The sequence below is a fragment of the Scandinavium tedordense genome, assembly GCF_024764965.1.
GTDB lineage: Bacteria > Pseudomonadota > Gammaproteobacteria > Enterobacterales > Enterobacteriaceae > Scandinavium > Scandinavium tedordense.
Genome location: NZ_JALIGG010000057.1, coordinates 671,589 through 695,627, shown reverse-complemented (window position 1 = coordinate 695,627; position 24,039 = coordinate 671,589). Strand labels below are relative to the sequence as shown.

The 24,039-nt window shown below is 53.8% G+C and carries 22 protein-coding genes; 12 read left to right on the top strand and 10 right to left on the bottom strand.

The features are described 5' to 3' along the window. Positions 1–55 precede the first annotated feature (55 nt). Together MUU46_RS19230 and yccS are read left to right on the top strand one after the other, a co-directional pair. A complete protein-coding gene (locus MUU46_RS19230; protein WP_159753625.1) occupies positions 56–502 on the top strand; it encodes a YccF domain-containing protein in 447 nt (148 codons plus the stop codon). A gap of 17 nt (positions 503–519) precedes the next feature. After that, entirely contained in the window at positions 520–2,655 is a 2,136-nt protein-coding gene (yccS, locus tag MUU46_RS19225; protein WP_159753628.1) for a YccS family putative transporter, read from the top strand. Here the strand turns inward: yccS and MUU46_RS19220 are convergent. Beyond that, the gene (locus tag MUU46_RS19220; protein WP_258966370.1) at positions 2,636–3,265 is read right to left on the bottom strand and encodes a TfoX/Sxy family DNA transformation protein; all 630 of its coding nucleotides are present in this window, start codon (positions 3,263–3,265) and stop codon (positions 2,636–2,638) included. The genes yccS and MUU46_RS19220 overlap by 20 nt on opposite strands. A gap of 217 nt (positions 3,266–3,482) precedes the next feature. Here MUU46_RS19220 and sulA point away from each other — a divergent pair, with 217 nt between their 5' ends. Next, positions 3,483–3,980, top strand: a complete 498-nt coding sequence (sulA, locus tag MUU46_RS19215; protein ID WP_159753634.1) for an SOS-induced cell division inhibitor SulA — start codon at positions 3,483–3,485, stop codon at positions 3,978–3,980. A 356-nt stretch (positions 3,981–4,336) separates the two neighbouring features. Further along, positions 4,337–5,389 carry a porin OmpA gene (gene ompA, locus MUU46_RS19210; RefSeq protein ID WP_159753637.1) on the top strand — a complete coding sequence of 351 codons (1,053 nt, stop codon included), beginning with the start codon at positions 4,337–4,339 and terminating at the stop codon, positions 5,387–5,389. 60 nt (positions 5,390–5,449) lie between these two features. On the opposite strand, the gene matP is transcribed toward ompA, so the two are convergent. Next, positions 5,450–5,905: a macrodomain Ter protein MatP gene (gene matP / locus MUU46_RS19205; protein ID WP_258966369.1), complete on the bottom strand. Its 456-nt coding sequence runs from the start codon at positions 5,903–5,905 to the stop codon at positions 5,450–5,452. 184 nt (positions 5,906–6,089) lie between these two features. Here matP and MUU46_RS19200 point away from each other — a divergent pair, with 184 nt between their 5' ends. Together MUU46_RS19200 and fabA are read left to right on the top strand one after the other, a co-directional pair. Continuing rightward, on the top strand, positions 6,090–7,847 hold the full coding sequence (locus tag MUU46_RS19200; RefSeq protein ID WP_258966368.1) for an AAA family ATPase: 1,758 nt from the start codon (positions 6,090–6,092) through the stop codon (positions 7,845–7,847). A 69-nt stretch (positions 7,848–7,916) separates the two neighbouring features. Continuing rightward, on the top strand, positions 7,917–8,435 hold the full coding sequence (fabA, locus tag MUU46_RS19195; protein ID WP_159753642.1) for a bifunctional 3-hydroxydecanoyl-ACP dehydratase/trans-2-decenoyl-ACP isomerase: 519 nt from the start codon (positions 7,917–7,919) through the stop codon (positions 8,433–8,435). 79 nt (positions 8,436–8,514) lie between these two features. Here fabA and rmf read toward each other — a convergent pair whose 3' ends face one another. The 6 genes from rmf to rlmKL form a co-directional block, all read right to left on the bottom strand. Next, positions 8,515–8,682 carry a ribosome modulation factor gene (rmf, locus tag MUU46_RS19190; protein WP_054179110.1) on the bottom strand — a complete coding sequence of 56 codons (168 nt, stop codon included), beginning with the start codon at positions 8,680–8,682 and terminating at the stop codon, positions 8,515–8,517. Positions 8,683–8,937: 255 nt separating this feature from the next. Further along, the gene (gene pqiC / locus MUU46_RS19185) at positions 8,938–9,501 is read right to left on the bottom strand and encodes a membrane integrity-associated transporter subunit PqiC (protein WP_258966367.1); all 564 of its coding nucleotides are present in this window, start codon (positions 9,499–9,501) and stop codon (positions 8,938–8,940) included. Further along, the gene (pqiB, locus tag MUU46_RS19180; RefSeq protein WP_159753648.1) at positions 9,498–11,138 is read right to left on the bottom strand and encodes an intermembrane transport protein PqiB; all 1,641 of its coding nucleotides are present in this window, start codon (positions 11,136–11,138) and stop codon (positions 9,498–9,500) included. The genes pqiC and pqiB overlap by 4 nt, the downstream gene beginning before the upstream one ends. 4 nt (positions 11,139–11,142) lie before the next feature. Then, positions 11,143–12,396: a membrane integrity-associated transporter subunit PqiA gene (gene pqiA / locus MUU46_RS19175; protein WP_159753651.1), complete on the bottom strand. Its 1,254-nt coding sequence runs from the start codon at positions 12,394–12,396 to the stop codon at positions 11,143–11,145. Between the two features lie 14 nt (positions 12,397–12,410). Beyond that, positions 12,411–14,315: an ABC transporter ATP-binding protein gene (locus tag MUU46_RS19170; protein ID WP_159753654.1), complete on the bottom strand. Its 1,905-nt coding sequence runs from the start codon at positions 14,313–14,315 to the stop codon at positions 12,411–12,413. 12 nt (positions 14,316–14,327) lie between these two features. After that, positions 14,328–16,433, bottom strand: coding sequence for a bifunctional 23S rRNA (guanine(2069)-N(7))-methyltransferase RlmK/23S rRNA (guanine(2445)-N(2))-methyltransferase RlmL (rlmKL, locus tag MUU46_RS19165; protein WP_258966366.1), 2,106 nt, complete (start codon positions 16,431–16,433; stop codon positions 14,328–14,330). A gap of 93 nt (positions 16,434–16,526) precedes the next feature. On the opposite strand from rlmKL, the gene MUU46_RS19160 reads away from it, so the two are divergent. Then, the gene (locus tag MUU46_RS19160) at positions 16,527–17,636 is read left to right on the top strand and encodes a YcbX family protein (RefSeq protein WP_258966365.1); all 1,110 of its coding nucleotides are present in this window, start codon (positions 16,527–16,529) and stop codon (positions 17,634–17,636) included. Here the strand turns inward: MUU46_RS19160 and zapC are convergent. Both zapC and pyrD read right to left on the bottom strand, forming a co-directional pair. Next, on the bottom strand, positions 17,633–18,175 hold the full coding sequence (zapC, locus tag MUU46_RS19155; protein ID WP_159753664.1) for a cell division protein ZapC: 543 nt from the start codon (positions 18,173–18,175) through the stop codon (positions 17,633–17,635). The genes MUU46_RS19160 and zapC overlap by 4 nt on opposite strands. A gap of 166 nt (positions 18,176–18,341) precedes the next feature. Beyond that, entirely contained in the window at positions 18,342–19,352 is a 1,011-nt protein-coding gene (pyrD, locus tag MUU46_RS19150; RefSeq protein ID WP_159753667.1) for a quinone-dependent dihydroorotate dehydrogenase, read from the bottom strand. Positions 19,353–19,708: 356 nt separating this feature from the next. On the opposite strand from pyrD, the gene ssuE reads away from it, so the two are divergent. From ssuE to ssuB, 5 genes are read left to right on the top strand one after another with little or no spacing between them, the layout of a single operon-like run. Further along, positions 19,709–20,284 carry an NADPH-dependent FMN reductase gene (gene ssuE, locus MUU46_RS19145; RefSeq protein ID WP_159753670.1) on the top strand — a complete coding sequence of 192 codons (576 nt, stop codon included), beginning with the start codon at positions 19,709–19,711 and terminating at the stop codon, positions 20,282–20,284. Beyond that, positions 20,277–21,266, top strand: a complete 990-nt coding sequence (locus tag MUU46_RS19140) for a sulfonate ABC transporter substrate-binding protein (RefSeq protein WP_445326604.1) — start codon at positions 20,277–20,279, stop codon at positions 21,264–21,266. Before ssuE ends, MUU46_RS19140 begins: the two co-directional genes overlap by 8 nt. Then, positions 21,263–22,408, top strand: a complete 1,146-nt coding sequence (gene ssuD / locus MUU46_RS19135) for an FMNH2-dependent alkanesulfonate monooxygenase (protein ID WP_258966364.1) — start codon at positions 21,263–21,265, stop codon at positions 22,406–22,408. Before MUU46_RS19140 ends, ssuD begins: the two co-directional genes overlap by 4 nt. 9 nt (positions 22,409–22,417) lie before the next feature. Then, positions 22,418–23,209, top strand: coding sequence for an aliphatic sulfonate ABC transporter permease SsuC (gene ssuC, locus MUU46_RS19130; RefSeq protein WP_258966363.1), 792 nt, complete (start codon positions 22,418–22,420; stop codon positions 23,207–23,209). Beyond that, entirely contained in the window at positions 23,206–23,985 is a 780-nt protein-coding gene (gene ssuB, locus MUU46_RS19125) for an aliphatic sulfonates ABC transporter ATP-binding protein (RefSeq protein ID WP_159753682.1), read from the top strand. Before ssuC ends, ssuB begins: the two co-directional genes overlap by 4 nt. Positions 23,986–24,039 lie beyond the last annotated feature (54 nt).

The following is a 24,039-nucleotide window of genomic DNA, read 5'->3' as shown; positions in this document are numbered from 1 at the left end:
TAAAAAACGTTACAATCGTCGGGTCTTTCTTTTCACAGGACTGAACAGAGGTTATATGCGTACCGTTCTGAATATTTTGAACTTTGTATTGGGTGGTTTTCTTACAACGCTGGGCTGGCTGCTGGCCACGGTCGTCAGCATGGTGTTGATCATTACGTTACCGCTGACCCGCTCCTGCTGGGAAATCACAAAACTGTCGTTTCTGCCGTTCGGTAATGAAGCCGTGCATGTGGATGAGCTGAGTCCTGGCGAAAAAAGTGAGCTGATGAATACCGGCGGTACGCTGCTGAACATTCTGTGGTTCGTGCTGTTCGGCTGGTGGCTGTGCCTGACACATATTGTCGCGGGCATTGCGCAGTGTATAACTATCATTGGAATTCCTGTGGGGATCGCCAACTTTAAGATTGCCGCTATCGCTTTGTGGCCTGTTGGCCGCCGCGTGGTTTCCGTAGAAACTGCCCGTGCCGCGCGTGAAGCCAATGCGCGTCGCCGATTTCAATGATCGGGACTGATTACCGCATGCTAAGTCCTTTATTACGCCGTTATACCTGGAACAGCGCCTGGCTGTATAACGCCAGAATTTTTATCGCGCTATGCGGAACCGCCGCGCTGCCTTGGTGCCTTGGGGAAGTGAAACTCACCATCCCGCTGACGCTTGGGGTGGTGGCTGCTGCGCTGGCCGATCTCGATGACAGGCTCGCCGGACGACTGCGTAATCTCGTGATCACGCTGGTATGTTTCTTCATTGCCTCAGCATCCGTTGAGTTGCTATTCCCGTGGCCGTGGGCTTTTGCGCTCGGACTGACGTTGTCCACCAGCGGCTTCATCCTGCTGGGTGGCCTTGGGCAGCGCTACGCGACCATCGCCTTTGGCGCGTTGTTGATAGCCATCTATACCATGCTCGGCGTGTCACTTTACGAGCACTGGTATCAACAACCGCTACTGCTGCTCGCGGGCGCGGTGTGGTACAACCTGCTGACGCTGACCGGTCATCTGATTTTCCCCATTCGTCCGTTGCAGGATAATCTCGCCCGCAGCTATGAACAGCTCGCGCATTATCTGGAACTCAAGTCACGACTTTTCGACCCGGATATCGAGAATGAAACACAGGCTCCGCTGGTTGAACTGGCGATGGCTAACGGACAACTGGTCGCCACGCTGAATCAGACCAAAGCCTCGCTGCTAACCCGTTTGCGCGGCGATCGCGGACAGCGTGGCACCCGTCGCACGCTGCATTATTATTTCGCGGCGCAGGATATCCACGAGCGTGCCAGCTCCTCGCACGTGCAGTATCAGTCCCTGCGCGATAACTTCCGCTATAGCGACGTCATGTTCCGCTTCCAGCGCCTGCTTTCGATGCAATCCCAGGCGTGTATGCAGCTTTCCCGCTCCATTTTGCTGCGTACGCCCTACCAGCATGACGCACGCTTTGAACGCGCTTTCACTCATCTGAATGCAGCACTCGAGAGAGTCAGCGCCAGCGGAGCCGATAAAGAGCAGATGAAAGCCCTGGGTTTTCTGCTCAATAACCTTCACGCCATTGACGCGCAGCTGGCGACCATTGAGTCTGAGCAGCAGTTAGCCCTGCCACAGAGCGAGACCGAAACGCAGCTGGCCGATGACCGACTGCACGGGTTCAGCGATGTCTGGCTGCGACTGAGCCGCAACTTTTCCGCCGAGTCAGCCTTGTTCCGCCATGCGGTCAGGATGTCGCTGGTTCTCTGTGCGGGCTATGCGTTTATACAGTTCACCGGGATGAATCATGGCTACTGGATCCTGCTCACCAGCCTGTTCGTCTGCCAGCCGAACTATAATGCAACGCGCCACCGGCTGGCGCTTCGTGTTATCGGCACGCTGATAGGCGTGGCCATCGGCCTGCCGGTGCTGCTGCTGGTACCGTCAATTGAAGGACAGCTGTTACTGATTGTGCTCACCGGCGTACTGTTCTTCGCCTTCCGAAATATTCAGTACGCCCATGCAACGATGTTCATTACCCTGCTGGTCCTGCTGTGTTTCAATTTGCTTGGGGAAGGGTTTGAAGTCGCCCTTCCACGTATTATTGATACGCTTATCGGCTGTGCCATCGCGTGGGCGGCGGTCACCTTTATCTGGCCTGACTGGAAGTTCCGTAATCTGCCGACGGTAATGGCGAGGGCTGTTGATGCAAACTGCCGCTATCTGGATGCGATTCTGGAGCAATATCATCAGGGCCGCGATAACCGCCTGCCCTACCGCATTGCCCGCCGCGATGCACATAATCGTGATGCGGAACTGGCGTCCGTGGTCTCGAACATGTCTACCGAGCCGCGCGTGACCGCAGAAATGCGGGAAACGGCCTTCCGACTGCTTTGCCTGAATCATACCTTTACCAGCTATATTTCCGCGCTTGGAGCCCATCGGGAACAGTTAACCAACCCTGATATCCTGACGTTGCTGGATGATGCAGTTTGTTATGTTGACGACGCATTTCATCATTCACCGTCGGATGAAAAACGTGTGCAGGAGGCGCTGGCGGGCTTAATGGAACGGATCCATCACCTCGACCCCGGTTTAGAAAGTAAAGCTCCGCTAGTCCTCCAGCAGATTGGATTAATGGTAAGCCTGTTGCCAGAATTTTGTCGCCTGCAGCAGAAGGTTACCCCTCTTCGGGCATAGCGTTCTTTCTCTCCGTCAGCGTCTCTGCCCACTCAAGGAGATGCTGACGGCGGTGCAACGGTATGATGGCCGCATGCATACCGGTTATTGCGCCCTCCAGTGCGAAGAGCACATTGATACTTAAATCTTTCCGCATAGCACGCAGTCGATACCACGCCGCCGCCGCACCCAACTTTTGTAACGCGTCCAGATCGTGAATCCCCGCTTCCGTCAGCAGTAGCTCCAGTTGGAAGCTGATATTCGGCAGGTTACGCATTCGCTGTGGGTCGCTTCGACGCTGCTTCTCGTTTTGCGCTTCACGGAGTGACATCGCAGACATGTTCAATAACAGAGACTGATCCTGCCAAAGGTTTTCGTCGACCCAATAGTAATTCAGCGATATCGGGCGGCCACGCTTAACAAGTGTTAACAACCGCGGTGGGGTTGCCACATTATAGGTCGCACTTTGTTCACACACCCGGAGGTAAAGCTCGCCATGAGCCACCATGGCGAATACGGTGTCATCAATGGAAAGGCTATATCCCCCAAACAATGCGCGGTGATGAATTTTCCCCAGAGAAGACAAACATTCTTCACACTGATAGATCCTTTTAATTGATATTTTTCCCATGATTCTGTCCTGTAATCATGCAGTTAGATTAAAGGGTTTTGATAGCGGATCCGTTAATGAAGAACATAAGTAAGTTCAATTCCGGGGGCAAGAGGTTCTTATCCAGAGGCCCTTTTCTGTACAATATTTGCGAGGAGCTTTCAGAAAATGAAGTTGATCTTTCGTCTGACCAGGTATACTGTATATTCATACAGTAACCCACAGGGCGGGATTCACTATGTACACTTCAGGTTATGCAAATCGCACATCAATGGTTTCTGCAACTGCAGTCGACCATCCACAGCACAGTTCTACTGGGCTTATCAGCGAAGTGCTTTATCGTGAGGATCAGCCGATGATGACTCAATTGCTGCTGTTACCCCTTTTGCAGCAGCTTGGCCAGCAAGATCGCTGGCAGCTGTGGCTCACGCCGCAGCAGAAACTGAGTCGCCAGTGGGTTCAGGCATCGGGCCTTCCGCTGTCTAAAGTCATGCAAGTTAGCCAAATGTTGCCAGAAATGACGCTTGAATCTATGATTCGCGCACTTCGTACCGGGAACTATAGTGTTGTTATTGGCTGGGTTACCGAAGAGTTGAGCGAAGATGAACATCATCGACTCGCCATTGCAGCCGAAGAAGGTAACGCAATGGGCTTTATTATGCGTCCTGTCAGAACCACTTCCCTGCCGACGAGACAGTTTTCCGGCCTTAAAATTCACTCTAATTTGTATCATTGAGTAAAAATAGGATTATTCCTAGCATTTTTTTTGCCCTGTCTATAACCCGCTATTTTTCGCGGGTTAATTTAGGAAAATGCTTGTCTGGTGCGGTTCTCAGCATTTTGTTCGGCGCAAAAATCCAACATAAATGTTAAATATTGTGTATACAACTCTTTTTTTTTCATATGCCTGACAGAGTTCACACTTGTAAGTTTTCAAGTACGTTGTAGACTTTACATCGCCAGGGGTGATCGGCTTAAGCCACAGATTACGGCGTAGTTCCTGAATTAGGCTCCGCCCCCGGTGAAGGATTTAACCGTGAACTTCTAAATGGATATTCATGGCGATTTTTGGATGATAACGAGGCGCAAAAAATGAAAAAGACAGCTATCGCGATTGCAGTGGCACTGGCAGGCTTCGCTACTGTAGCGCAAGCCGCACCGAAAGATAACACCTGGTATGCTGGTGGTAAATTGGGCTGGTCTCAGTTCCATGATACTGGCTGGTATGACAGCTCCCTGAACAACAATGGTCCAACCCACGACAGCCAGCTCGGTGCAGGTGCGTTCGGTGGTTACCAGGTAAACCCGTATGTTGGTTTCGAAATGGGTTATGACTGGCTGGGCCGTATGCCTTATAAAGGCGACCAGGTTAACGGCGCATTCAAAGCTCAAGGCGTTCAGCTGACTGCTAAACTGGGTTACCCGGTAACCGACGATCTGGACGTTTACACTCGTCTGGGCGGCATGGTATGGCGCGCTGACTCCAGCAACAACGTAGGTGGCGATAACCACGACACCGGCGTTTCCCCAGTATTCGCTGGCGGCGTTGAGTGGGCAATGACCCGTGACATCGCTACCCGTCTGGAATACCAGTGGGTTAACAACATCGGCGACGCAGGCACCGTAGGTGTTCGTCCTGATAACGGCATGCTGAGCGTTGGTGTTTCTTACCGCTTCGGCCAGAACGATGTTGCTCCAGTTGTAGCCCCGGCTCCAGCTCCAGCTCCAGAAGTACAGACCAAGCACTTCACTCTGAAGTCTGACGTTCTGTTCAACTTCAACAAAGCGACTCTGAAACCAGAAGGTCAGCAGGCACTGGATCAGCTGTACTCCCAGCTGAGCAACCTGGATCCTAAAGACGGTTCAGTAGTGGTTCTGGGCTTCACCGACCGTATCGGTTCTGATTCCTACAACCAGAAACTGTCTGAGCAGCGTGCACAGTCTGTTGTCGATTACCTCGTATCTAAAGGTATCCCGGCTAACAAGATCTCCCCACGTGGTATGGGCGAATCTAACCCAGTTACCGGCAACACCTGTGACAACGTGAAAGCTCGCGCTGCACTGATCGATTGCCTGGCTCCAGATCGTCGCGTAGAGATCGAAGTTAAAGGTAGCAAAGACGTTGTAACTCAGCCACAGGCTTAAGTTATCGTCTAATAAAAAACCCCGCATCGCGGGGTTTTTTTTATTCTGAATTCAGGTAGGTTATTTCTCTTTCCCTAGCAACGCCTGCAAATCTTGTTTGAGCGTTGTCATCTTGCTCGCGTACTTCTCTTTGTTTTCCGCATCTTCAATTAACTGCACTATCGTCTCCGACAGGGTCTTACCCCGGCGATGTGCCAGGCCCGCCAGGCGTTGCCAGACGATAAACTCCAGGTCTATAGACTTCTTGCGAGTGTGCTGATGCTCGGCGTTGAAGTGACGTTTACGTCGCGCTCGAATCGTTTGCTTCATACGATTAAACAGCGCCGGATTCATGTGCTGTTCAATCCAGTCGTTGACCTGTACAGGTTCGTTTTCGAGCGTCAACAAGGTATCTATCGCGTCTTGTGCAGCGCTGGCCTCAATGTAGCGGGTGATCAGCTCACCTTCCCGGTGCTTTTTAACCAGGTACTTCCATTTCCAGCCGCTTTCAAGGTTTTCCAGTTGTTGATATTTCATTGCGATCTCAATGTGACCGTGTAACTCATTTCAGGATAACAGGTTTTTGCTGTTGTGCTGAGAAGAAATCGCCCTGAGCGAGTGAGGCTTTTCTCCTTCAGAAAGTTGCCCGCTAATCCCCGTGTGCTGAGTGTCGCCTTGAGGTATAATCACCCGCTTTACATCTGACTAAAAAACAGCGACTTTGACGATTACAAAACTTTCACAGCGCGATTTAGCCCCCGATCTTGAGGCTTATCAGACGCTGTTTGCCCAGCCTAATTTGGCAACCGAAACCGATTCCTTACCCGGCGAACTGCAGGCACGTCTGCACTACGCGCTGGATCAATTCCTCTATCCTCAGGCCATATCTGACTTCCTGTTGGTGAAAGCCCCGGAAGAACCTGAGTATCTACAGCTACTGACCGATGCCACTCGCGAACGTCGCGACGATGCGCAGCCGCTCTGTGGTGTCCGTTACACGGTCAACGGCAATCAGGTTAGCCTGACTGCCGCTACCGCGCCCGAAGACAATTTCGCAAGCCAGGGGCCAATCATCCAGGCTGATTGGGTTGAAGCCGAGCAGCTATTTGGCTGTGTTCGTCAGTTCAATGGTGAAATCAGCCTCCAGCCGGGTCTCGTGCATCAGGCTAACGGCGGCGTTTTAATCCTCTCCTTACGCAGCCTGCTTTCTCAGCCGCTGCTGTGGATGCGTTTGAAGAACATCGTCTCCCATCAGCGTTTTGACTGGCTGACTTTTGATGATGCCCGTCCCCTGCCCGTCAGCATCCCTTCTATGCCGCTGTCGCTGAAGGTGATGCTAGTTGGTGAGCGTGAATCGCTAGCCGATTTCCAGGACATGGAGCCGGAATTGTGCGAAAAAGCCATCTACAGTGAATATGAAGACAATCTGCAGATCGTTGATGAAGACTCGCAGAAACTCTGGTGTCAGTGGGTGTGGCATATTGCCCGCGGTCTGAATTTACCGGGCCCCGATACCGACGCCTGGCCGCTTCTCATTCAGGAAGGCGCACGTTACACCGGTGACCAACAGGCACTGCCATTGTGCCCACTGTGGATTGGCCGCCAGCTGCGTGAAGCCGCTGCCTTCTGTGAAGGTGAACGTTTTAGCGCAGAACAGCTGATCACCATGCTGGTTCAACGCCAGTGGCGTGAAGGTTATTTGGCGGAGCGCATGCAGGATGAAATTCTGCTTGAACAGATCCTTATCGAAACGGAAGGCGAACAGATAGGCCAGATTAACGCCCTATCTGTGGTCGAATTCCCGGGTCACCCGCGCGCCTTCGGTGAACCTTCGCGTATCAGCTGCGTAGTTCACATTGGTGACGGTGAGTTCACTGATATCGAACGCAAAGCAGAACTCGGCGGTAACATTCATGCCAAAGGCATGATGATTATGCAGGCGTTTTTGATGGCTGAACTGGGACTGGACCAACAGATCCCCTTCTCAGCGTCTCTCACCTTCGAGCAGTCGTACAGCGAAGTCGACGGAGACAGTGCATCAATGGCCGAATTATGTGCCCTGATCAGTGCCCTGTCGAACGTGCCGGTCAATCAAAGCCTGGCCATCACCGGTTCCGTTGACCAGTTTGGTCGTGCGCAGCCGGTAGGCGGCCTCAATGAAAAAATTGAAGGCTTCTTTGCTATCTGTCAGCAGCGTGGCCTGACCGGGAAACAGGGGATTATCATTCCTTCTGCAAACGTGCGTCATCTCAGCCTTGCGCAGGACGTACAGAAAGCCGTGGAAGCCGGTGAATTTTCACTCTGGGCAATTGATGATGTGACGGATGCGTTGTCGCTGTTGACGCAGTTGAATTGGGACGGCGAAGGCCAGACCACGCTTCTGCAAACTATTCAGGAACGTATTGCTCAGGCAAATCAGCAGGATATACGTCATCGCCCGTGGGCAATGCGCTGGTTAAACTGGTTTCATTCAAACTGATCGGACTTGTTCAGCGTACACGTGTTAGCTATCCTGCGTCGCGAACTCAAAATAAGGCTTACTGAAAACATGGTAGATAAACGCGAATCCTATTCAAAAGAAGATCTTCTTGCCTCCGGACGCGGCGAACTGTTTGGCGAAAAAGGCCCGCAGCTTCCGTCAGCCAACATGCTGATGATGGATCGTGTCATCAAAATGACCGAGACGGGCGGTAACTTCGATAAAGGCTACGTGGAAGCAGAGCTGGATATCAATCCTGACCTGTGGTTCTTCGGTTGCCATTTCATCGGCGACCCGGTAATGCCTGGCTGTCTGGGCCTGGATGCCATGTGGCAGCTGGTCGGCTTCTACCTGGGCTGGCTTGGCGGCGAAGGAAAAGGTCGTGCACTGGGCGTTGGCGAAGTGAAATTCACGGGCCAAATTCTGCCTACCGCGAAAAAAGTGACCTATCGCATCCACTTCAAACGCGTGATTAACCGCCGACTGATCCTGGGTATCGCTGATGGTGAAGTCCTGGTTGACGGTCATCGCATCTACGAAGCGACTGACCTGAAAGTGGGTTTGTTCCAGGACACTTCTGCGTTCTGATGCGTTTAACGTACCTTCGGGTGTGTAGAAACGGCGAAGCCTCTGCATGCAGAGGCTTCTTTGTTTTAAAGAGACAGCATCAGGCGATTACTGCCCTGTCCTCCATGGCTTCTCGCCAGCCTCCCAGCCAGTGCGACCGTTGGTTTAAGGTCTGATAAGGACAGATTTCTTTTGATTTGCCAGCGATGCCAGCCTGGTACCCACGTTGATGTGCCCGTTCCAGGCGATCACGTTTTTGTCTCTTCATGCCTCGTTTCCCTCATTTTTTGAGTCTGGTGGAAAAGAAAACAGTGGTCACCAAATGTGCAACCACACATTAGGGATACCCTGAATCGACCACAGCGTCAATGCGCAAAATTCACGCCAGTGTCATATTTGTGAGCTACTCAGAAGTTCATTTGTACAAAAATCGTGAAGCCGGACAACTAACCACCTGAGGCCAAAAACAAAAAAACCGCAGCAGAAACATGTCTGCTGCGGTTTTAACGGTGATGAATTTTACTTATGGCAAGCGATTAATTGACTGCGCAATAGATGTCGCTTCCTGACTCCAGGCCTGTGCCAGCGTTTTCACCATTGCGTCATAGCCGTCTTGCTGCTGCTTGACCTCGATGTTGAACGGACGCTTAATAAGCTGCCCCTGATGGTTCAGGAGCCATTCACCGCTCACAATTACCTTACCGTCATAACGACCATGGAAACCGCTCACATTGACGTTGAGGGTATCCTGGTCGCTGCCCAGCGGTTGTGACGCAACTACCCAACCCGGAAGCTGGGTGCTGAGGTTCGCCACCAGCGTAGTACGCAGTTGCTGATCCAGCGGGCTTGCCCACAGGTTATTGTTTGCAATCACGTACTGAACATCACTGGTCTGATACACCACGCCGTTTCCGGCGAGATAATCAGGGATGCTCACCTGCTCAACCCACAGCAGGTGGCTGCCCTGGCTGGCCGTGCTTTGCACGCCAGCCTGAGGAAGGGGAAGTTGATAGTAAGTTTTGTTGTCACTGCTGCTGCTGCACGCCGACAGCAGGCAAGCTAATGCTACGGGTAGCCATTTTTTCATTCTTTCGCCCTCTTCGGCTGCGGATCCTTTTTATCCTTCGCTTCGAACACCAACGCGTTGCTCTTATTGTTGAGTGTTTTCAGCACAGGCTGCAGTTCACGGAGTACCTGATCCAGACGCTGCATATCGCCGACCATTTTGTTGTATGCCGCAGAACCAGGCTGGAAGCCCTGCATACTGCGGTTCAGCTCATGCAGCGTTTTCTGCATGTCGGCTGGCAGGTCCTGCATCGACTGGCTACCGGTAATCTTATTGAGATTATCCAGCGTCGCCTGCACGTGCTTCATGGTTTTCTGGCTTTCCGCCAGCGAGTTTGTGGCCTGTTCAATCAACGGATTGATTGGCAGATTATTGATTTTATCCAGCGCATCCATCAGGCGTTGCTGGATTTGCGCCAGTCCACCACTCACGGTCGGGATAATTTGAAAACCACCAAACTCGCGGAACTTGCCGCGCGGTTCAGCTTTTGGATAGAAGTCGAGATCGATGTAAAGCGCCCCAGTAACCAGATTACCAGACTTGAGCGAACCACGAAGGCCACGTTCAATCAGGGTATCCAGATGACTGCGAATATCCGGATCGCCGCCCAGTTGGTTAACCAGACGCTCAGGCTCGATACGTATCTGAACCGGAATACGGTAATCATCACTCAGACGCTGATGCAGGCCCGGGATGAAGAACGGTACTTTACCTACAGTACCCAGACGGATGCCACGGAATTCCACCGGAGCGCCCGGCTGAAGACCACGAACCGAATCCTTGAAGAACATGACGTAATCAACATGCTGGGTATACATCGCATCCTGAATGGAACGTTGATCGTCAAACAGATGATATTCCGTTTTGTTCGCCACCGGCTCACCCAGTGACTGTCCATCCGGCACGTCAAAGCTGACACCACCACCGAACAGGGTCGACAACGATCCCATTTCTACGCGCATCCCGGCAGAGGTCAGATCCACCGCTATACCGCTGTCTTTCCAGAAGCGGGCGTTGGTGGTGACAAGGCGGTCATTCGGCGCGCTAATAAACAGTTGGTACGTTATGCTGCGCTTATCGGCATTAAAGGTACTGGTCTCGACCGACCCCACGCGATAACCGCGGAACAGTACCGGATCGCCCGGAGAGAGTTGCCCTGCTTTGTTACTTTCGAGCATAACGCGGATACCTTTCGCATCCGGTGGCGCAAGTGGGGGGGAATCCAGCAGCTGGAATTTCTCAGGCTCAGTGCCTTTAGCCCCTGGCTGAAGTTCAATATAGGCTCCCGATAACAACGTACCGAGGCCGCTGATACCCTCACGCCCAACCTGTGGTTTCACGACCCAAAAGGCCGAATCACCATGCAGTAGTTTTTCCATTCCGGTATTCAGACGCGCCTTGATTTCAACGTGCGTCAGATCGTCCGTCAGGGTTGTGCTTTCCACCACGCCGACATCCACGCTGCGGCTCTTGATGCGGGTTTTTCCGCCTTCAATACCTTCAGCGTTGGTGGTCATCAGGGTAACTTCTGGCCCTTGATGGCTGTAGTGATAAAAGAGGATCCATGCGCCGATAAGCGCGGTAACGATGGGAAAGATCCACACTGGCGACCAGTTCTTCACCTTCTGCACTTTCGCCTCTCCACTCTTGTTTTCCATGTTATTACTTTTCCTCATGGCTTGATTCTGGCTCACGATCCCACAACAAGCGAGGATCGAAGGTCATGGCGGAGAACATGGTCATGACAACCACCAACGCGAACATTACTGCTCCTATCGCCGGATAGATATTCATTAAGCCTCCCATGCGCACCAGCGCGGATAGCACTGCTATCACAAAAACATCAATCATTGACCAACGGCCAACAAATTCAACCACCTCATACACAAGGTGCATCCGCTCGCTGTCGCGGCTTCCGTTGCCGTTAGCATTCCAGCACAGCCAGGCAATGGCGATCATTTTCAGCGTCGGCACCATAATACTGGCGATAAAAATCACCATCGCTACCGGATACGATCCTTCACTCCACAGCAATACCACCCCGGCGATAATGGTCGACGGCAGTTTCTCACCGAGCAAATCCGTAATCATGATCGGCAGAATATTGGCAGGCAGATAGAGAATAATCGAGGTCATCAACAGCGCCAGCGTCCATTGCAGGCTGTGTCTGCGACGGACAAAGCCTTTGGTTTCACAGCGCGGACAGACCGGCAGTTCGGCAGGAAGAATGGCGGTGCAGCACGAACAGGAACGCAGACCCTGACGGATCCCCGTCACACCCACTTTCAGCGATTGTTCGAGTTTAGGCATCGGTTTGATGTCGTCCCAGAGCCAGCGACGGTCAACGCACTGGAATGTGCGCAGCTGAAGCAGACAGAACATACACCAAGGAACAAAACTGGTACCCACGCCAATATCGCCGTAAGCCATCAGCTTCACGAAACTGACCAGCACCCCGGCGAGGAAAATCTCGGCCATGCCCCAGCTTTTTAAGTGGAACAGAATACGGGCCAGGAACACCTGAATTTTTTGCGGTAGCGGGACCCGGTTGACCAGCACCAGAATGGTGGCCAGGCAAAACGCCGGAACCAGCTGCACAAACAGCAGGAAGAAGGTGCCGAGGCTGGCGTAGTCTTCAGAAAACAGCACGTGCGGGATTTCAAGCAGCTCAATTTCACTGCTGATCCCGCCGACGTTCATATTGACGAACGGAAACAGGTTCGCCAGTAGCAGCATGAACAGTGCTACCAGCGCATAGGCTGTGGGCCGCTGTCGCGGCTCATCCCATTCGGTCGTCAGCGTCGTGCCGCAACGAGGGCACGACGCCTTGTGGCGGTGTTCGAGGTGCGGTAACGCCACCAGCAAATCGCATTGTGGGCACAGGATATGCCCTGCAGCATGGTGTTCATCGCACATGAACGTTCCTCACATTAACCACCGTTTTTTAACGCTTCGAGATATTCCCAGCGTTCAAATGCCTCTTCCAGAGCTTTCTCGGCCAATTCCATATCCGCCAGCACCTGCTGCGTATGGTCATGCGACTGATTAAAGAAGTCAGGACTCGCGACCTGCGCCTGCAAACCTTCAAGGTTTGCCTCAAGTTCTTCAAGACGTTGAGGAAGCTGCTCTAATTCGCGCTGCAGGTTATAGCTTAGTTTGCCAGGCGCGCGTTTGACAGTTCCTGCTTTTGCTTCTTCTTTAGCACTTTTATTCTCGACCGGCTGCTTGCGCGACTGAGACTGCGCCTGCTGCCCGCGTGCATCATGGTAACCGCCTACATATGCACTGATTTTACCGTTGCCTTCGAAGATCCAGCAGTCGGTCACGGTGTTATCCACGAACTGACGATCGTGGCTCACCAGCATAACGGTACCCTGATAACCGTCGATAAGTTCTTCAAGCAGTTCCAGCGTTTCAACATCGAGGTCGTTGGTCGGTTCATCGAGGATCAGCAGGTTGCTTGGCTTGAGGAACAAACGCGCCAACAGCAGGCGGTTACGCTCCCCGCCCGACAGCGCGCGCACTGGCGTCATGGCGCGTTTCGGGTGGAACAGGAAGTCCTGGAGATAACCGAGCACGTGACGCGGCTTACCGTTGACCATCACTTCCTGCTTACCCTCAGCCAGGTTGTCCATCACCGTTCTGTCCGGATCGAGCTCAGCGCGGTGCTGATCGAAATAGGCCACTTCCAGCTTGGTGCCACAGTGAACGCGGCCGCTGTCAGCCTGCAACTGCCCCAACATCAGTTTAAGCAACGTGGTTTTACCGCAGCCGTTCGGGCCGATCAGCGCTATTTTGTCGCCACGCTGTACCTGAACGGAGAAGTCCTTCACCAGCACTTTGCCATCGACCTGGTAGTCAACGTTTTCCAGTTCAAACACAATTTTGCCTGAGCGGCTCGCTTCTTCAACCTGCATGCGGGCACTGCCCAATACTTCGCGACGCTCATTGCGCTCACGGCGCATATCTTTCAGGGCGCGGACGCGGCCTTCGTTACGCGTACGACGCGCTTTAATGCCTTGACGGATCCACACTTCTTCCTGCGCCAGCTTGCGGTCGAACTCGGCGTTTTGCAGCTCTTCCACGCGCAGCATCTCTTCTTTTTCCAGCAGATACTGATCGTAATTACCCGGGTAGGTCACCAGCTTGCCGCGATCGAGATCGACAATGCGGGTTGCCATGTTGCGGATAAAGGAACGGTCGTGCGAGATGAAGATAATGGTGCCTTTGAACGTTTTCAGGAACCCTTCCAGCCAGTCGATAGTTTCGATGTCCAGGTGGTTCGTTGGTTCGTCGAGCAGCAAAACGCGCGGACCGCTGACCAGCGCGCGGCCCAACGCCGCTTTACGCAGCCAGCCGCCTGACAGCGAGCCCAGTGCCATATCGGCTTCGAGACCCAGCTGTTCCAGCACTTCGTTGATGCGGCTTTCGATCTGCCACAGACCGTGGTGATCCAAAAGCTCCTGCAGCTTCGCCATCTCGTTAAGATTTCTGTCGCTCGGGTCGGTCATCACCAAATGGGAAATCTCGTGATAGCGCTTGAGATATTCCGCCTGCTCAGAGATACCTTCGGCGATGAAATCGTAAACGCTACCTTCCACATTGCGCGGCGGATCCTGTTGCAGACGTGCCACTACCAGATCCTGTTCATAGATGATGCGACCATCATCCAGGCCCTGTTCGCGATTAAGGATTTTCATCAGCGTCGATTTACCGGCGCCATTACGCCCAACCAGACAGACGCGCTCGTTATCCTCGATATGCAATTCGGTATTATCAAGGAGAGGCGCATCGCTGAACGAAAGCCAGGCGCCATGCATACTAATTAAAGACATTTATTCTTTCCTTCAGGCTGCGGTAATGAGCCAGCAGTTATGGATTTGACGGTTACGGACGAAATCAGCTGAAAGCGTTTTTTGAGTAATTTCTTCTGCTTTCAGGCCCAGTTTTGCCATGCCGTCGATATCGAGTTTGAAGCCGCGTTTGTTGTTGGAGAACATGATCGTGCCGCCTTTGCGCAGCAGTCGTTTCAAATCAGCCATCAGCTTCAGATGATCACGCTGGACGTCGAACGTATCTTCCATGCGCTTAGAGTTTGAGAATGTCGGCGGATCGATGAAGATCAGGTCAAACTGTTCATCTGCATCACGCAACCAGCCCAGCACGTCAGCCTGCAGCAGGCGGTGCGGACGTCCGGTCAGACCGTTGAGGCGCAGGTTACGTTCAGCCCATTCCAGATAGGTGCGTGACATATCCACCGTGGTGGTGCTGCGTGCGCCACCCAGACCAGCGTGCACGCTAGCGGTACCGGTATAGGCGAACAGGTTAAGGAAATCCTTGCCTTTGCTCATCTGACCCAACATACGACGGGCGATACGGTGGTCGAGGAACAAGCCGGTATCGAGATAATCGGTCAGGTTCACCCACAGGCGCGCATTGTACTCGCTCACCTGCATGAATTCGCCCTTCTCGCTCATCTTCTCATACTGATTTTTACCCTTCTGACGCTCACGGGTTTTCAGTACCAGTTTATTCGGCGCAATGCCCAGCACCGAAATGGTGGCGGCAATCACGTCGAACAAACGCTGACGCGCTTTAGTTGCATCCACAGTTTTCGGTGGCGCATATTCCTGCACAACAACCCAGTCACCGTAGCGATCGACCGCTACGTTATATTCCGGCAGATCAGCATCATAAACACGGTAGCATTCAATGCCTTCCTGGCGCGCCCATTTGTCGAGTTTTTTGACGTTCTTACGCAGACGGTTGGCGTAATCATCTGCCAGCATAACCGTCGTGGTTCCGTCGGTTTCGGCCAGGTGATAGTTTTTCTGTACGCAGTCCAGTGGGCCGTTTTTAGCTTTGAACTGACGCTCAGCACGCAGCTGCAGACAGCTCAGCAGTTCAGGGGATGCGCTGAACAGGGACAGATTCCAGCCGCCAAACTGGGATTTCATGGTACGACCCAACAGGTTATGCAGCGCAATCAGTGCCGGTTCGCTGTCCAGACGTTCGCCGTACGGCGGGTTGCTGATGACAGTACCGTATGGCCCTTTCGGCAGCGGATTGCTCAGCTTCGCAACGTCTTTCACTTCAAAGTTGACGATGTCGGCCACCCCGGCCCGACGGGCGTTACTGCGCGCGCGATCAATCACGCGACCATCGATATCAGAGCCGTAGAAACGGGATTCATAAGCCTCGAGACCGGCGCGAGCGCGGGTCTGGGCTTCGGCTTTCACTTCCTGCCAGATGACTTCATCGTGCTGTGACCAGCCGTTAAAGCCCCAGTAGCCACGGTGCAGGCCTGGTGCACGGTCTGTCGCAAGCATTGCGGCTTCAATCAGCAACGTACCGGAACCGCACATTGGGTCGAGCATCGGCGTGCCCGGCTGCCAGCCAGAACGCATCACGATAGCCGCGGCCAGGGTTTCTTTGATAGGCGCCATGCCGGCTGCGTCACGATAGCCACGCAGATGCAGGCCCTCCCCGCTCAGGTCGAGAGAAATATGCGCGACTTCTTTATTCAGCCAGACATTAACCCGGACGTCCGGATTTTCTTTATCAACATTCGGACGCGGAAGATTTTTGCGGGTAAAAGCATCGACGATGGCGTCTTTGACCTTAAGCGCGCCGTACTGGCTGTTGCGAATTTCCTCATTCACACCGCTGAAGTGCACGGCAAAGGTCGAGTCCTGATTGAACATCTCTGTCCAGTTGATGGCCTGAACGCCAAGGTACAGATCCAGATCGCTGTAAACCTTGCACTCACCGAGCGGCATCATGATACGTGACGCCAAACGGCTCCACATCAGGCTCTGGTACAGCAGTCGCGTGTCACCTTCAAAATGGACACCACCCTGAACCACCGCACAGGCACTGGCGCCCAGGTTTTCCAGTTCAGTTTTTAACAGCTCTTCCAGCCCACGGGCCGTACTGGCAAACAGAGAATTCATATCGTCACTTATTACTCACAGAAAATTGTTGCGCATTATAGCGAATCTGGGCTTCATATAGGGCGACTTTTTTCAAACGTGAGGGATAACGAAATGCCGACGCTATCACGGCTCTATATTCATCCTGTAAAATCAATGCGTGGGATCGGTGTCACACATGCGCTGGCCGACATCAGCGGCATGGCATTTGACCGTATTTTTATGGTTACCGAGCCGGACGGCACATTCATTACCGCTCGCCAGTATCCGCAGATGGTGCGCTTCACCCCGGTACCGACTCACGAAGGTTTACACCTCACCGCACCAGATGGCAGCTCGGCGATTGTACGCTTTGCGGACTTCGCAACAGAAAGCGCCCCCACCCAGGTCTGGAGTGCTCACTTTACCGCGCGGATTGCACCTGCTGGCATAAACCAGTGGTTATCAGGATTCTTTAAACGTGATGTCCAGTTACGCTGGGTGGGGCAACAACCGACCCGTCGCGTCAAACGTCATGAGGCAGTCCCGCTCTCTTTCGCCGACGGTTTCCCCTATTTACTGACGACCGAAGCCTCATTGAGAGACCTGCAAAATCGCTGCTCTGCCAGCGTGCAGATGGAGCAGTTTCGCCCCAATCTGGTGGTGACCGGCACGCAGCCATGGGAAGAAGACTCCTGGAAAGTGGTGCGTATCGGCGACGTGGTCTTTGACGTCGTGAAACCCTGCAGCCGCTGTATTTTTACCACCGTCAGCCCCACTAAAGGCCAAAAGCACCCTTCCGGTGAACCATTAGCCACACTGCAAACCTTCCGCACAGCGCAGGACAACGGTGATGTCGATTTCGGTCAAAACTTGATTGCCCGCAACAGCGGCGTGGTTCGCGTAGGCGATGAGGTAGAAATCCTCTCAACCGGACCGGGTAAAACGTACGGTGCGGGCGAAGCGGAAGAAACGCTGGACGTGAACGTCACGCAGGATGCCGTGGTCGACATTGACTGGGAGGGCGACGTCTTCAAAGGAAACAATCAGCAGGTTTTACTGGAACAGCTGGAACAACAGGGGATCCGCGTGCCCTACTCTTGCCGGGCCGGAATATGCGGGAGTTGCCGCGTAACGCTGGTCGAAGGGGAAGTCAGCCCGATGAAGAAAAGTGCAGTCTCTGAAGATGGCACCATTCTTTGCTGCAGCTGCGTTCCAAAAACCGCGCTGCGCCTTTCGCGTTAAACCGCCTGACCGTAAGCCTGTGCAGCCGACAGCGGCTGTGGCTGGAGGCGGTCATTCATCACTTTAATCGCATCGCCTAACTGCATGGTACGACCGGCTAACATCAACCCCGGCTGTGCCAGCAGGCAAAGCGCTGCGTTATCACCCGGCTCAACCACCAGCAGATTCACACGCTCACCGCTGTCGCTCAGCCAGACCGCTGCGGCGTCGCCGGTCACCGGCTGCCAGTTCTCTCCGTGCGCGACAAAGTGCCAGCTTTTTGGCATCTGCGGTTTGAGGAAACGGATGGCGACCAGCGCATTGAGAATAAGCTCTGCGCGGTGTTCTTTGGTTAATTCCAGGTCACGACATCTGTCTTCAAACGAGAAATAGAGCGCGGCATCGTCAACACAAAAGCCTGTAGGATCAAAGGCATCCGGTGTCAGCATCCGACGGGCGAAACGTGAACGAAACAACATACCATTGGCTAAATCGAGCATCATACGATCGTGCTCTTCATCAAAATACCAACGCCAGTTATCGTCAGGTTTAATTCGCATTTCTGTTCCCCGCCCTCATAAGCATCCTTTGCCTTAAAGAATAATCCCGTTTCGTTAATTTGCCTGAATTAAGAAAAGACCATAACGTTTAAATTAGCAACATTTGTGGAATATAAAACAACCAGGGCAGGAAATAAAGCCCTGGTTGTAAATTGCACAATGAAGATTAGAGGTGGGTAACGATTTCTTTAATCAGAGGCGGGCCTTTAAAAATAAACCCGGAATAGATCTGAACAAGCGTTGCCCCAGCAGCCACCTTCTCACGCGCGGCCATCACCGAATCAATCCCCCCCACACCAATTATAGGTAAATGACCTTTTAATTCGGCAGAGAGCATTCGAATAATTTCCGTACTTTTTAACTGCAATGGACGACCACTTAAACCGCCTGTTTCGTCACAGTGTTTCATTCCCTGGACAAGCGTTCGGTCGAGTGTGGTATTGGTTGCAATAACACCATCGATATTATGGCGAACTAAACTGTCGGCCACCTGGATCAATTCTTCAGGCGAAAGATCCGGGGCGATCTTAACCGCCACTGGAACATATTTGTGGTGAACAGATTGCAGTTCATTTTGCTTATTTTTAATCGCTGCCAACAAATCATCCAGCGCTTCACCATATTGCAGCGTACGCAGACCCGGGGTATTCGGCGACGAAATATTGACCGCGATATAACCGGCATAAGCGTAGACTTTTTCCATACAAATCAGATAGTCATCTTTACCTTGCTCAACTGGCGTGTCTTTATTTTTGCCAATATTAATACCGAGGATCCCGTCGAAATGGGATTTTTTAACGTTCTCAACCAGGTTATCAACGCCCAGGTTATTAAAGCCCATGCGGTTGATCAGACCTTCGGCGTCGACCAGACGGAAGATCCTTGGTTTGTCGTTCCCTGGCTGTGGACGCGGTGTGACGGTACCGACTTCAATCGAGCCGAAGCCCATCGCGCCGAGTGCATCAATGCACTCCCCGTTCTTATCAAGTCCGGCGGCTAAACCCAGAGGGTTTTTAAACGTCAGCCCCATGCAGGTGACCGGTTTTGATGGCACTTTCTGGCGCACAAGCGCTTCGAATGGTGTGCCTGTTACACGGCGTAATTGTTGAAACGTGACTTCATGAGCGCGCTCAGGATCGAGCTGGAAAAGGGCTTTACGAACGAAGGGGTAGTACATGAACTCTCCTGGATTCCCGGTAGCAAACCGGGGGCGTATTATGTTCGATCAGCCGCCGAAAGGGAATTGACCTGTCGCAAAAAATGCCTCAAAAAGCGCAAACGTTTACTTAATTGCAGTTTTTGGCAATCCAGTGCCGGAAAAATCATTTAGCGAACGCGCCTGCCTCTGACACACTCCAGACAAATGTTATCAATGTTAAATAAATGAAAATATTTATACCCGAAATAATTCAAGTTGCCGGAAGGCGGCAAAAGAACGAATCCCCAGGAGCTTACTTGAGTAAGTGACTGGGGTGAGAGAGTGCAGCCAACGCACCTGCAGATTGAAGTATGACGGGGATATAAGGAGAGATTATGCGTGTCATTACACTAGCGGGCAGCCCGCGTTTTCCTTCACGTTCCAGCGCGCTGCTGGAATATGCCAGAGAGACCCTCTCCCGGGTAGACATCGAAGTATGTCACTGGCATTTGCAGAATTTCGAACCGGAAGATTTGCTCTATGCGCGCTTTGACAGCCCTGCTCTGTTGGCGCTTATTGAACAACTGGCGCAGGCGGACGGCCTGATTGTCGCCACCCCGGTTTATAAAGCCTCTTTTTCTGGCGCGTTAAAAACTCTGCTGGACCTGTTACCGGAACGTGCGCTGGAAGGCAAAGTCGTTCTGCCGCTGGCCACCGGCGGCACCGTGGCGCACATGCTGGCGGTGGATTACGCCCTGAAACCCGTGCTCAATGCCCTGAAAGCACAGGAAATACTGCACGGCGTTTTCGCCGATGACAGCCAGGTTCAGGATTATCAGCACAAGCCGCAGTTCAGCCCAAATCTGCAAAAACGCCTCGATAGCGCGCTGGAAACCTTCTGGCAAGCGCTACACCGCCGCGACATCCGCGTTCCGGCCTTCCATCTTCCGCAAGGAGTCGCCCATGTTTAATCTGTTTCGCCCACGTATTCGCAGCCTGGCGCTGACCGGGCTGCTGACCCTTTCGGCCTGGAGCCACGCGGCAGAACCTGCGCCGGACGCACTGCGCATCGGCTATCAGAAAGGCAGCATCAGCATGGTGCTGGCGAAAAGCCACCAGCTTCTGGAAAAACGTTACCCGAACACCAAATTCTCGTGGGTGGAATTTCCTGCCGGTCCGCAAATGCTCGAAGCGCTAAACGTGGGCAGCATTGATTTGGGCAGCACCGGCGACATTCCGCCTATTTTCGCACAAGCCGCAGGAGCAGATTTAGTTTATGTCGGCGTCGAACCGCCGAAGCCGAAAGCGGAAGTGATTCTGGTGCCGGAAAACAGCCCGATCAAAACCGTTGCCGATTTGAAAGGCCATAAAGTGGCGTTACAGAAAGGCTCCAGTTCACACAACCTCTTGCTGCGTGCATTACAGCAGGCGGGCCTGAAATTTACGGATATTCAACCCATCTGGCTGACTCCCGCCGATGCCCGCGCGGCATTTCAGCAAGGGGACGTAGACGCCTGGACCATTTGGGACCCGTACTATTCTGCCGCGTTATTGCACGGCGGCGTGCGAGTCCTGGCTGATGGCAGCGAGCTGAAGCAAACCGGCTCCTTCTATTTAGCCTCGCGCCCTTACGCTGAGAAAAACGGTAGCTTTATAGAAGGCATTCTCGACACATTTAGTCAGGCCGATGCGCTGACGATTAGCCAGCGTCAGCAAAGTACCGAGCTGCTAGCGAAAACAATGGGCCTGCCGGAAGCGGTGATTGCCAGCTATCTCAATCATCGCCCACCCACCGCCATCGGTCCGGTCAGCGAAGAGACCGCCCGTCGCCAGCAGGACACCGCCGATCTGTTTTATGAAAATCACCTGGTGCCGAAAAAAGTCGACATCAAAAGCCGCATTTGGCAGCCCACTTCTCAGCCTTCAGCAGCCCAACAAGGAGCTAAATCATGAGCCTGAATATGTTCTGGTTTTTACCGACGCACGGCGACGGCCACTATCTTGGCAGCGACGATAATGCCCGTCCGGTCGATCATGGTTATCTCCAGCAGATAGCCCAGACCGCAGACCGACTCGGCTTCACCGGCGTTCTGATCCCGACCGGTCGCTCCTGTGAAGATGCCTGGCTGGTTGCGGCGTCGATGATCCCGGTCACGCAACGGCTCAAATTTCTGGTCGCCCTTCGCCCAAGCGTGATTTCCCCTACCGTCGCTGCCCGTCAGGCTGCGACGCTGGACAGATTATCTAATGGACGCGCACTGTTTAACCTGGTAACCGGCAGCGATCCACAGGAATTAGCGGCGGACGGCGTTTTCCTCGATCACACCGAGCGCTATGAAGCCTCCGCTGAATTTACGCATATCTGGCGGCGCCTGCTGGAAGGCGAAACCGTCGATTTTGACGGAAAATATCAAAAAGTGCGCGGCGCCAAATTGCTGTTTTCCCCGGTTCAACAGCCGCGTCCTCCACTCTATTTTGGCGGATCGTCGGACGTAGCACAGAATCTGGCAGCCGAGCAGGTTGACCTGTATCTGACCTGGGGTGAACCGCCTGCACAGGTAAAAGATAAGATAGCCCAGGTCCGCGCGAAGGCCGCTAAACACGGGCGTAAAGTGCGCTTCGGTATTCGTCTGCACGTGATTGTGCGCGAAACCAATGCCGAAGCCTGGGAGGCTGCAAACCGACTCATTTCCCGCCTCGATGATGACACCATCGCCAAAGCGCAGGCGGCATTTGCCCGCACCGACTCCGTTGGCCAGCAGCGGATGGCCGCTCTGCACGGTGGACAGCGAGACAAGCTCGAAATCAGTCCTAACCTGTGGGCGGGCGTAGGTCTGGTTCGCGGCGGCGCGGGTACAGCGCTGGTAGGCGATGGCCCAACCGTGGCGGCGCGTATTAATGAATATGCGGCGCTGGGCATCGACAGCTTTGTGCTTTCCGGGTATCCGCATCTGGAAGAGGCTTACAAAGTGGGTGAACTGCTGTTCCCACACCTGGACGTCGCCATCCCGGAAATCCCTCAGCCGCCGGCATTGCGGTTGCAGGGCGAGGCCGTCGCCAACGAATTTTTACCGCGCAAAGTCGCGCAGAGTTAAGGAGTGTCTATGGCAACGCCTGCAAATAAGTGGTTGCTCCGCGTTGCCCCCTGGCTGCTGCCGGTGGGCATCGTCATCCTCTGGCAAATCGCCTCGGTGACAGGCTGGCTTTCGACCCGCATTCTGCCGTCGCCCGAAGGCGTCATCAAAGCGTTCTGGTCGCTTTCAGCCAGTGGCGAACTGTGGCAGCACCTGGCGATCAGCTCGTGGCGGGCATTGGTTGGTTTCTCTATCGGCGGCTCGATTGGCTTGCTTCTGGGGCTTATCAGCGGGTTGTCGCGCTGGGGAGAACGTCTGCTCGATACGTCGATCCAAATGCTGCGCAATGTGCCGCATCTGGCGCTTATCCCGCTGGTTATTTTATGGTTTGGTATCGATGAAAGCGCCAAGATTTTCCTCGTTGCCCTCGGCACGCTGTTCCCGATTTATATCAATACCTGGCATGGGATCCGCAGTATTGACCAAGGGCTGGTTGAAATGGCGCGCAGCTACGGATTATCTGGCCCGGCTCTGTTCTGGCACGTTATTCTGCCCGGCGCCCTGCCCTCTATTATGGTCGGCGTGCGCTTTGCGTTGGGCCTGATGTGGCTGACGCTGATTGTCGCGGAGACGATTTCCGCCAACGCCGGGATTGGCTATCTTGCGATGAACGCCCGCGAATTCCTGCAAACCGATGTCGTCGTGGTCGCCATTATTCTTTATGCCCTGCTAGGTAAACTGGCGGATGTCAGCGCACAACTACTGGAACGCGTCTGGCTGCGCTGGAATCCGACTTACCAATTGAAGGAGATTTCCGTATGAATACGGCTCGTCTGAATCCAGGCATTCCGCTGTTGCTGAACAATATTGGTAAACGCTACGGCAACAATACGGTGCTCAATGAACTCAATCTCCACATTCCGGCCGGACAGTTTGTGGCCGTGGTCGGACGCAGTGGCGGCGGGAAAAGTACGCTCCTGCGCTTGCTCGCCGGGCTGGAAAAACCCAATGCGGGCGAACTGCTGGCGGGCAACGGTCCACTGGCCGCCAGCCAGCAAGAGACGCGCATGATGTTTCAGGATGCGCGTCTCTTGCCCTGGAAAACGGTCATCGATAACGTCGGTTTAGGGCTGAAAGGAAAATGGCGTGACGCGGCGCTGGATGCACTCGCGGCAGTGGGTCTGGAAAACCGCGCCAGTGAGTGGCCCGCGGCTCTTTCTGGCGGACAAAAGCAGCGCGTGGCCCTGGCGCGAGCGCTGATTCATCGCCCGGGATTATTGCTGCTGGATGAACCGCTCGGTGCGCTTGATGCGCTGACCCGTCTGGAAATGCAGGATTTGATCGCGTCGCTGTGGCTGTCGCAAGGGTTCACCGTGTTGCTGGTGACGCACGATGTCAGCGAGGCCGTGGCGATGGCCGACCGGGTGCTGCTGATTGAGGACGGGAAAATTGGGCTGGATTTGACGGTTGATCTTCCGCGCCCGCGCCGGAAAGGGTCGGTGCGTCTGGCGGAGTTGGAAGCAGAGGTGTTGCACCGGGTGATGAAACGTGGGGGATCGGAGCCGTTGGTACAGCGATTGGCATCGGCGAATGCCTGATGCCCTCTCCCCGGGGGGAGAGACACAGGCATTCCCCTCTCCCGAGGGAGAGGG

What these genes read in the sequence shown, in the direction of transcription:
- MUU46_RS19230 (WP_159753625.1), top strand. Translation starts at nt 56, where the DNA reads ATGCGTACCGTTCTGAATATTTTGAACTTTGTATTGGGTGGTTTTCTT.
- yccS (WP_159753628.1), top strand. Translation starts at nt 520, where the DNA reads ATGCTAAGTCCTTTATTACGCCGTTATACCTGGAACAGCGCCTGGCTG.
- MUU46_RS19220 (WP_258966370.1), bottom strand. Translation starts at nt 3,265, where the DNA reads ATGGGAAAAATATCAATTAAAAGGATCTATCAGTGTGAAGAATGTTTG.
- sulA (WP_159753634.1), top strand. Translation starts at nt 3,483, where the DNA reads ATGTACACTTCAGGTTATGCAAATCGCACATCAATGGTTTCTGCAACT.
- ompA (WP_159753637.1), top strand. Translation starts at nt 4,337, where the DNA reads ATGAAAAAGACAGCTATCGCGATTGCAGTGGCACTGGCAGGCTTCGCT.
- matP (WP_258966369.1), bottom strand. Translation starts at nt 5,905, where the DNA reads ATGAAATATCAACAACTGGAAAACCTTGAAAGCGGCTGGAAATGGAAG.
- fabA (WP_159753642.1), top strand. Translation starts at nt 7,917, where the DNA reads ATGGTAGATAAACGCGAATCCTATTCAAAAGAAGATCTTCTTGCCTCC.
- rmf (WP_054179110.1), bottom strand. Translation starts at nt 8,682, where the DNA reads ATGAAGAGACAAAAACGTGATCGCCTGGAACGGGCACATCAACGTGGG.
- pqiC (WP_258966367.1), bottom strand. Translation starts at nt 9,501, where the DNA reads ATGAAAAAATGGCTACCCGTAGCATTAGCTTGCCTGCTGTCGGCGTGC.
- pqiB (WP_159753648.1), bottom strand. Translation starts at nt 11,138, where the DNA reads ATGGAAAACAAGAGTGGAGAGGCGAAAGTGCAGAAGGTGAAGAACTGG.
- pqiA (WP_159753651.1), bottom strand. Translation starts at nt 12,396, where the DNA reads ATGTGCGATGAACACCATGCTGCAGGGCATATCCTGTGCCCACAATGC.
- MUU46_RS19170 (WP_159753654.1), bottom strand. Translation starts at nt 14,315, where the DNA reads ATGTCTTTAATTAGTATGCATGGCGCCTGGCTTTCGTTCAGCGATGCG.
- rlmKL (WP_258966366.1), bottom strand. Translation starts at nt 16,433, where the DNA reads ATGAATTCTCTGTTTGCCAGTACGGCCCGTGGGCTGGAAGAGCTGTTA.
- MUU46_RS19160 (WP_258966365.1), top strand. Translation starts at nt 16,527, where the DNA reads ATGCCGACGCTATCACGGCTCTATATTCATCCTGTAAAATCAATGCGT.
- zapC (WP_159753664.1), bottom strand. Translation starts at nt 18,175, where the DNA reads ATGCGAATTAAACCTGACGATAACTGGCGTTGGTATTTTGATGAAGAG.
- pyrD (WP_159753667.1), bottom strand. Translation starts at nt 19,352, where the DNA reads ATGTACTACCCCTTCGTTCGTAAAGCCCTTTTCCAGCTCGATCCTGAG.
- ssuE (WP_159753670.1), top strand. Translation starts at nt 19,709, where the DNA reads ATGCGTGTCATTACACTAGCGGGCAGCCCGCGTTTTCCTTCACGTTCC.
- MUU46_RS19140 (WP_445326604.1), top strand. Translation starts at nt 20,277, where the DNA reads ATGTTTAATCTGTTTCGCCCACGTATTCGCAGCCTGGCGCTGACCGGG.
- ssuD (WP_258966364.1), top strand. Translation starts at nt 21,263, where the DNA reads ATGAGCCTGAATATGTTCTGGTTTTTACCGACGCACGGCGACGGCCAC.
- ssuC (WP_258966363.1), top strand. Translation starts at nt 22,418, where the DNA reads ATGGCAACGCCTGCAAATAAGTGGTTGCTCCGCGTTGCCCCCTGGCTG.
- ssuB (WP_159753682.1), top strand. Translation starts at nt 23,206, where the DNA reads ATGAATACGGCTCGTCTGAATCCAGGCATTCCGCTGTTGCTGAACAAT.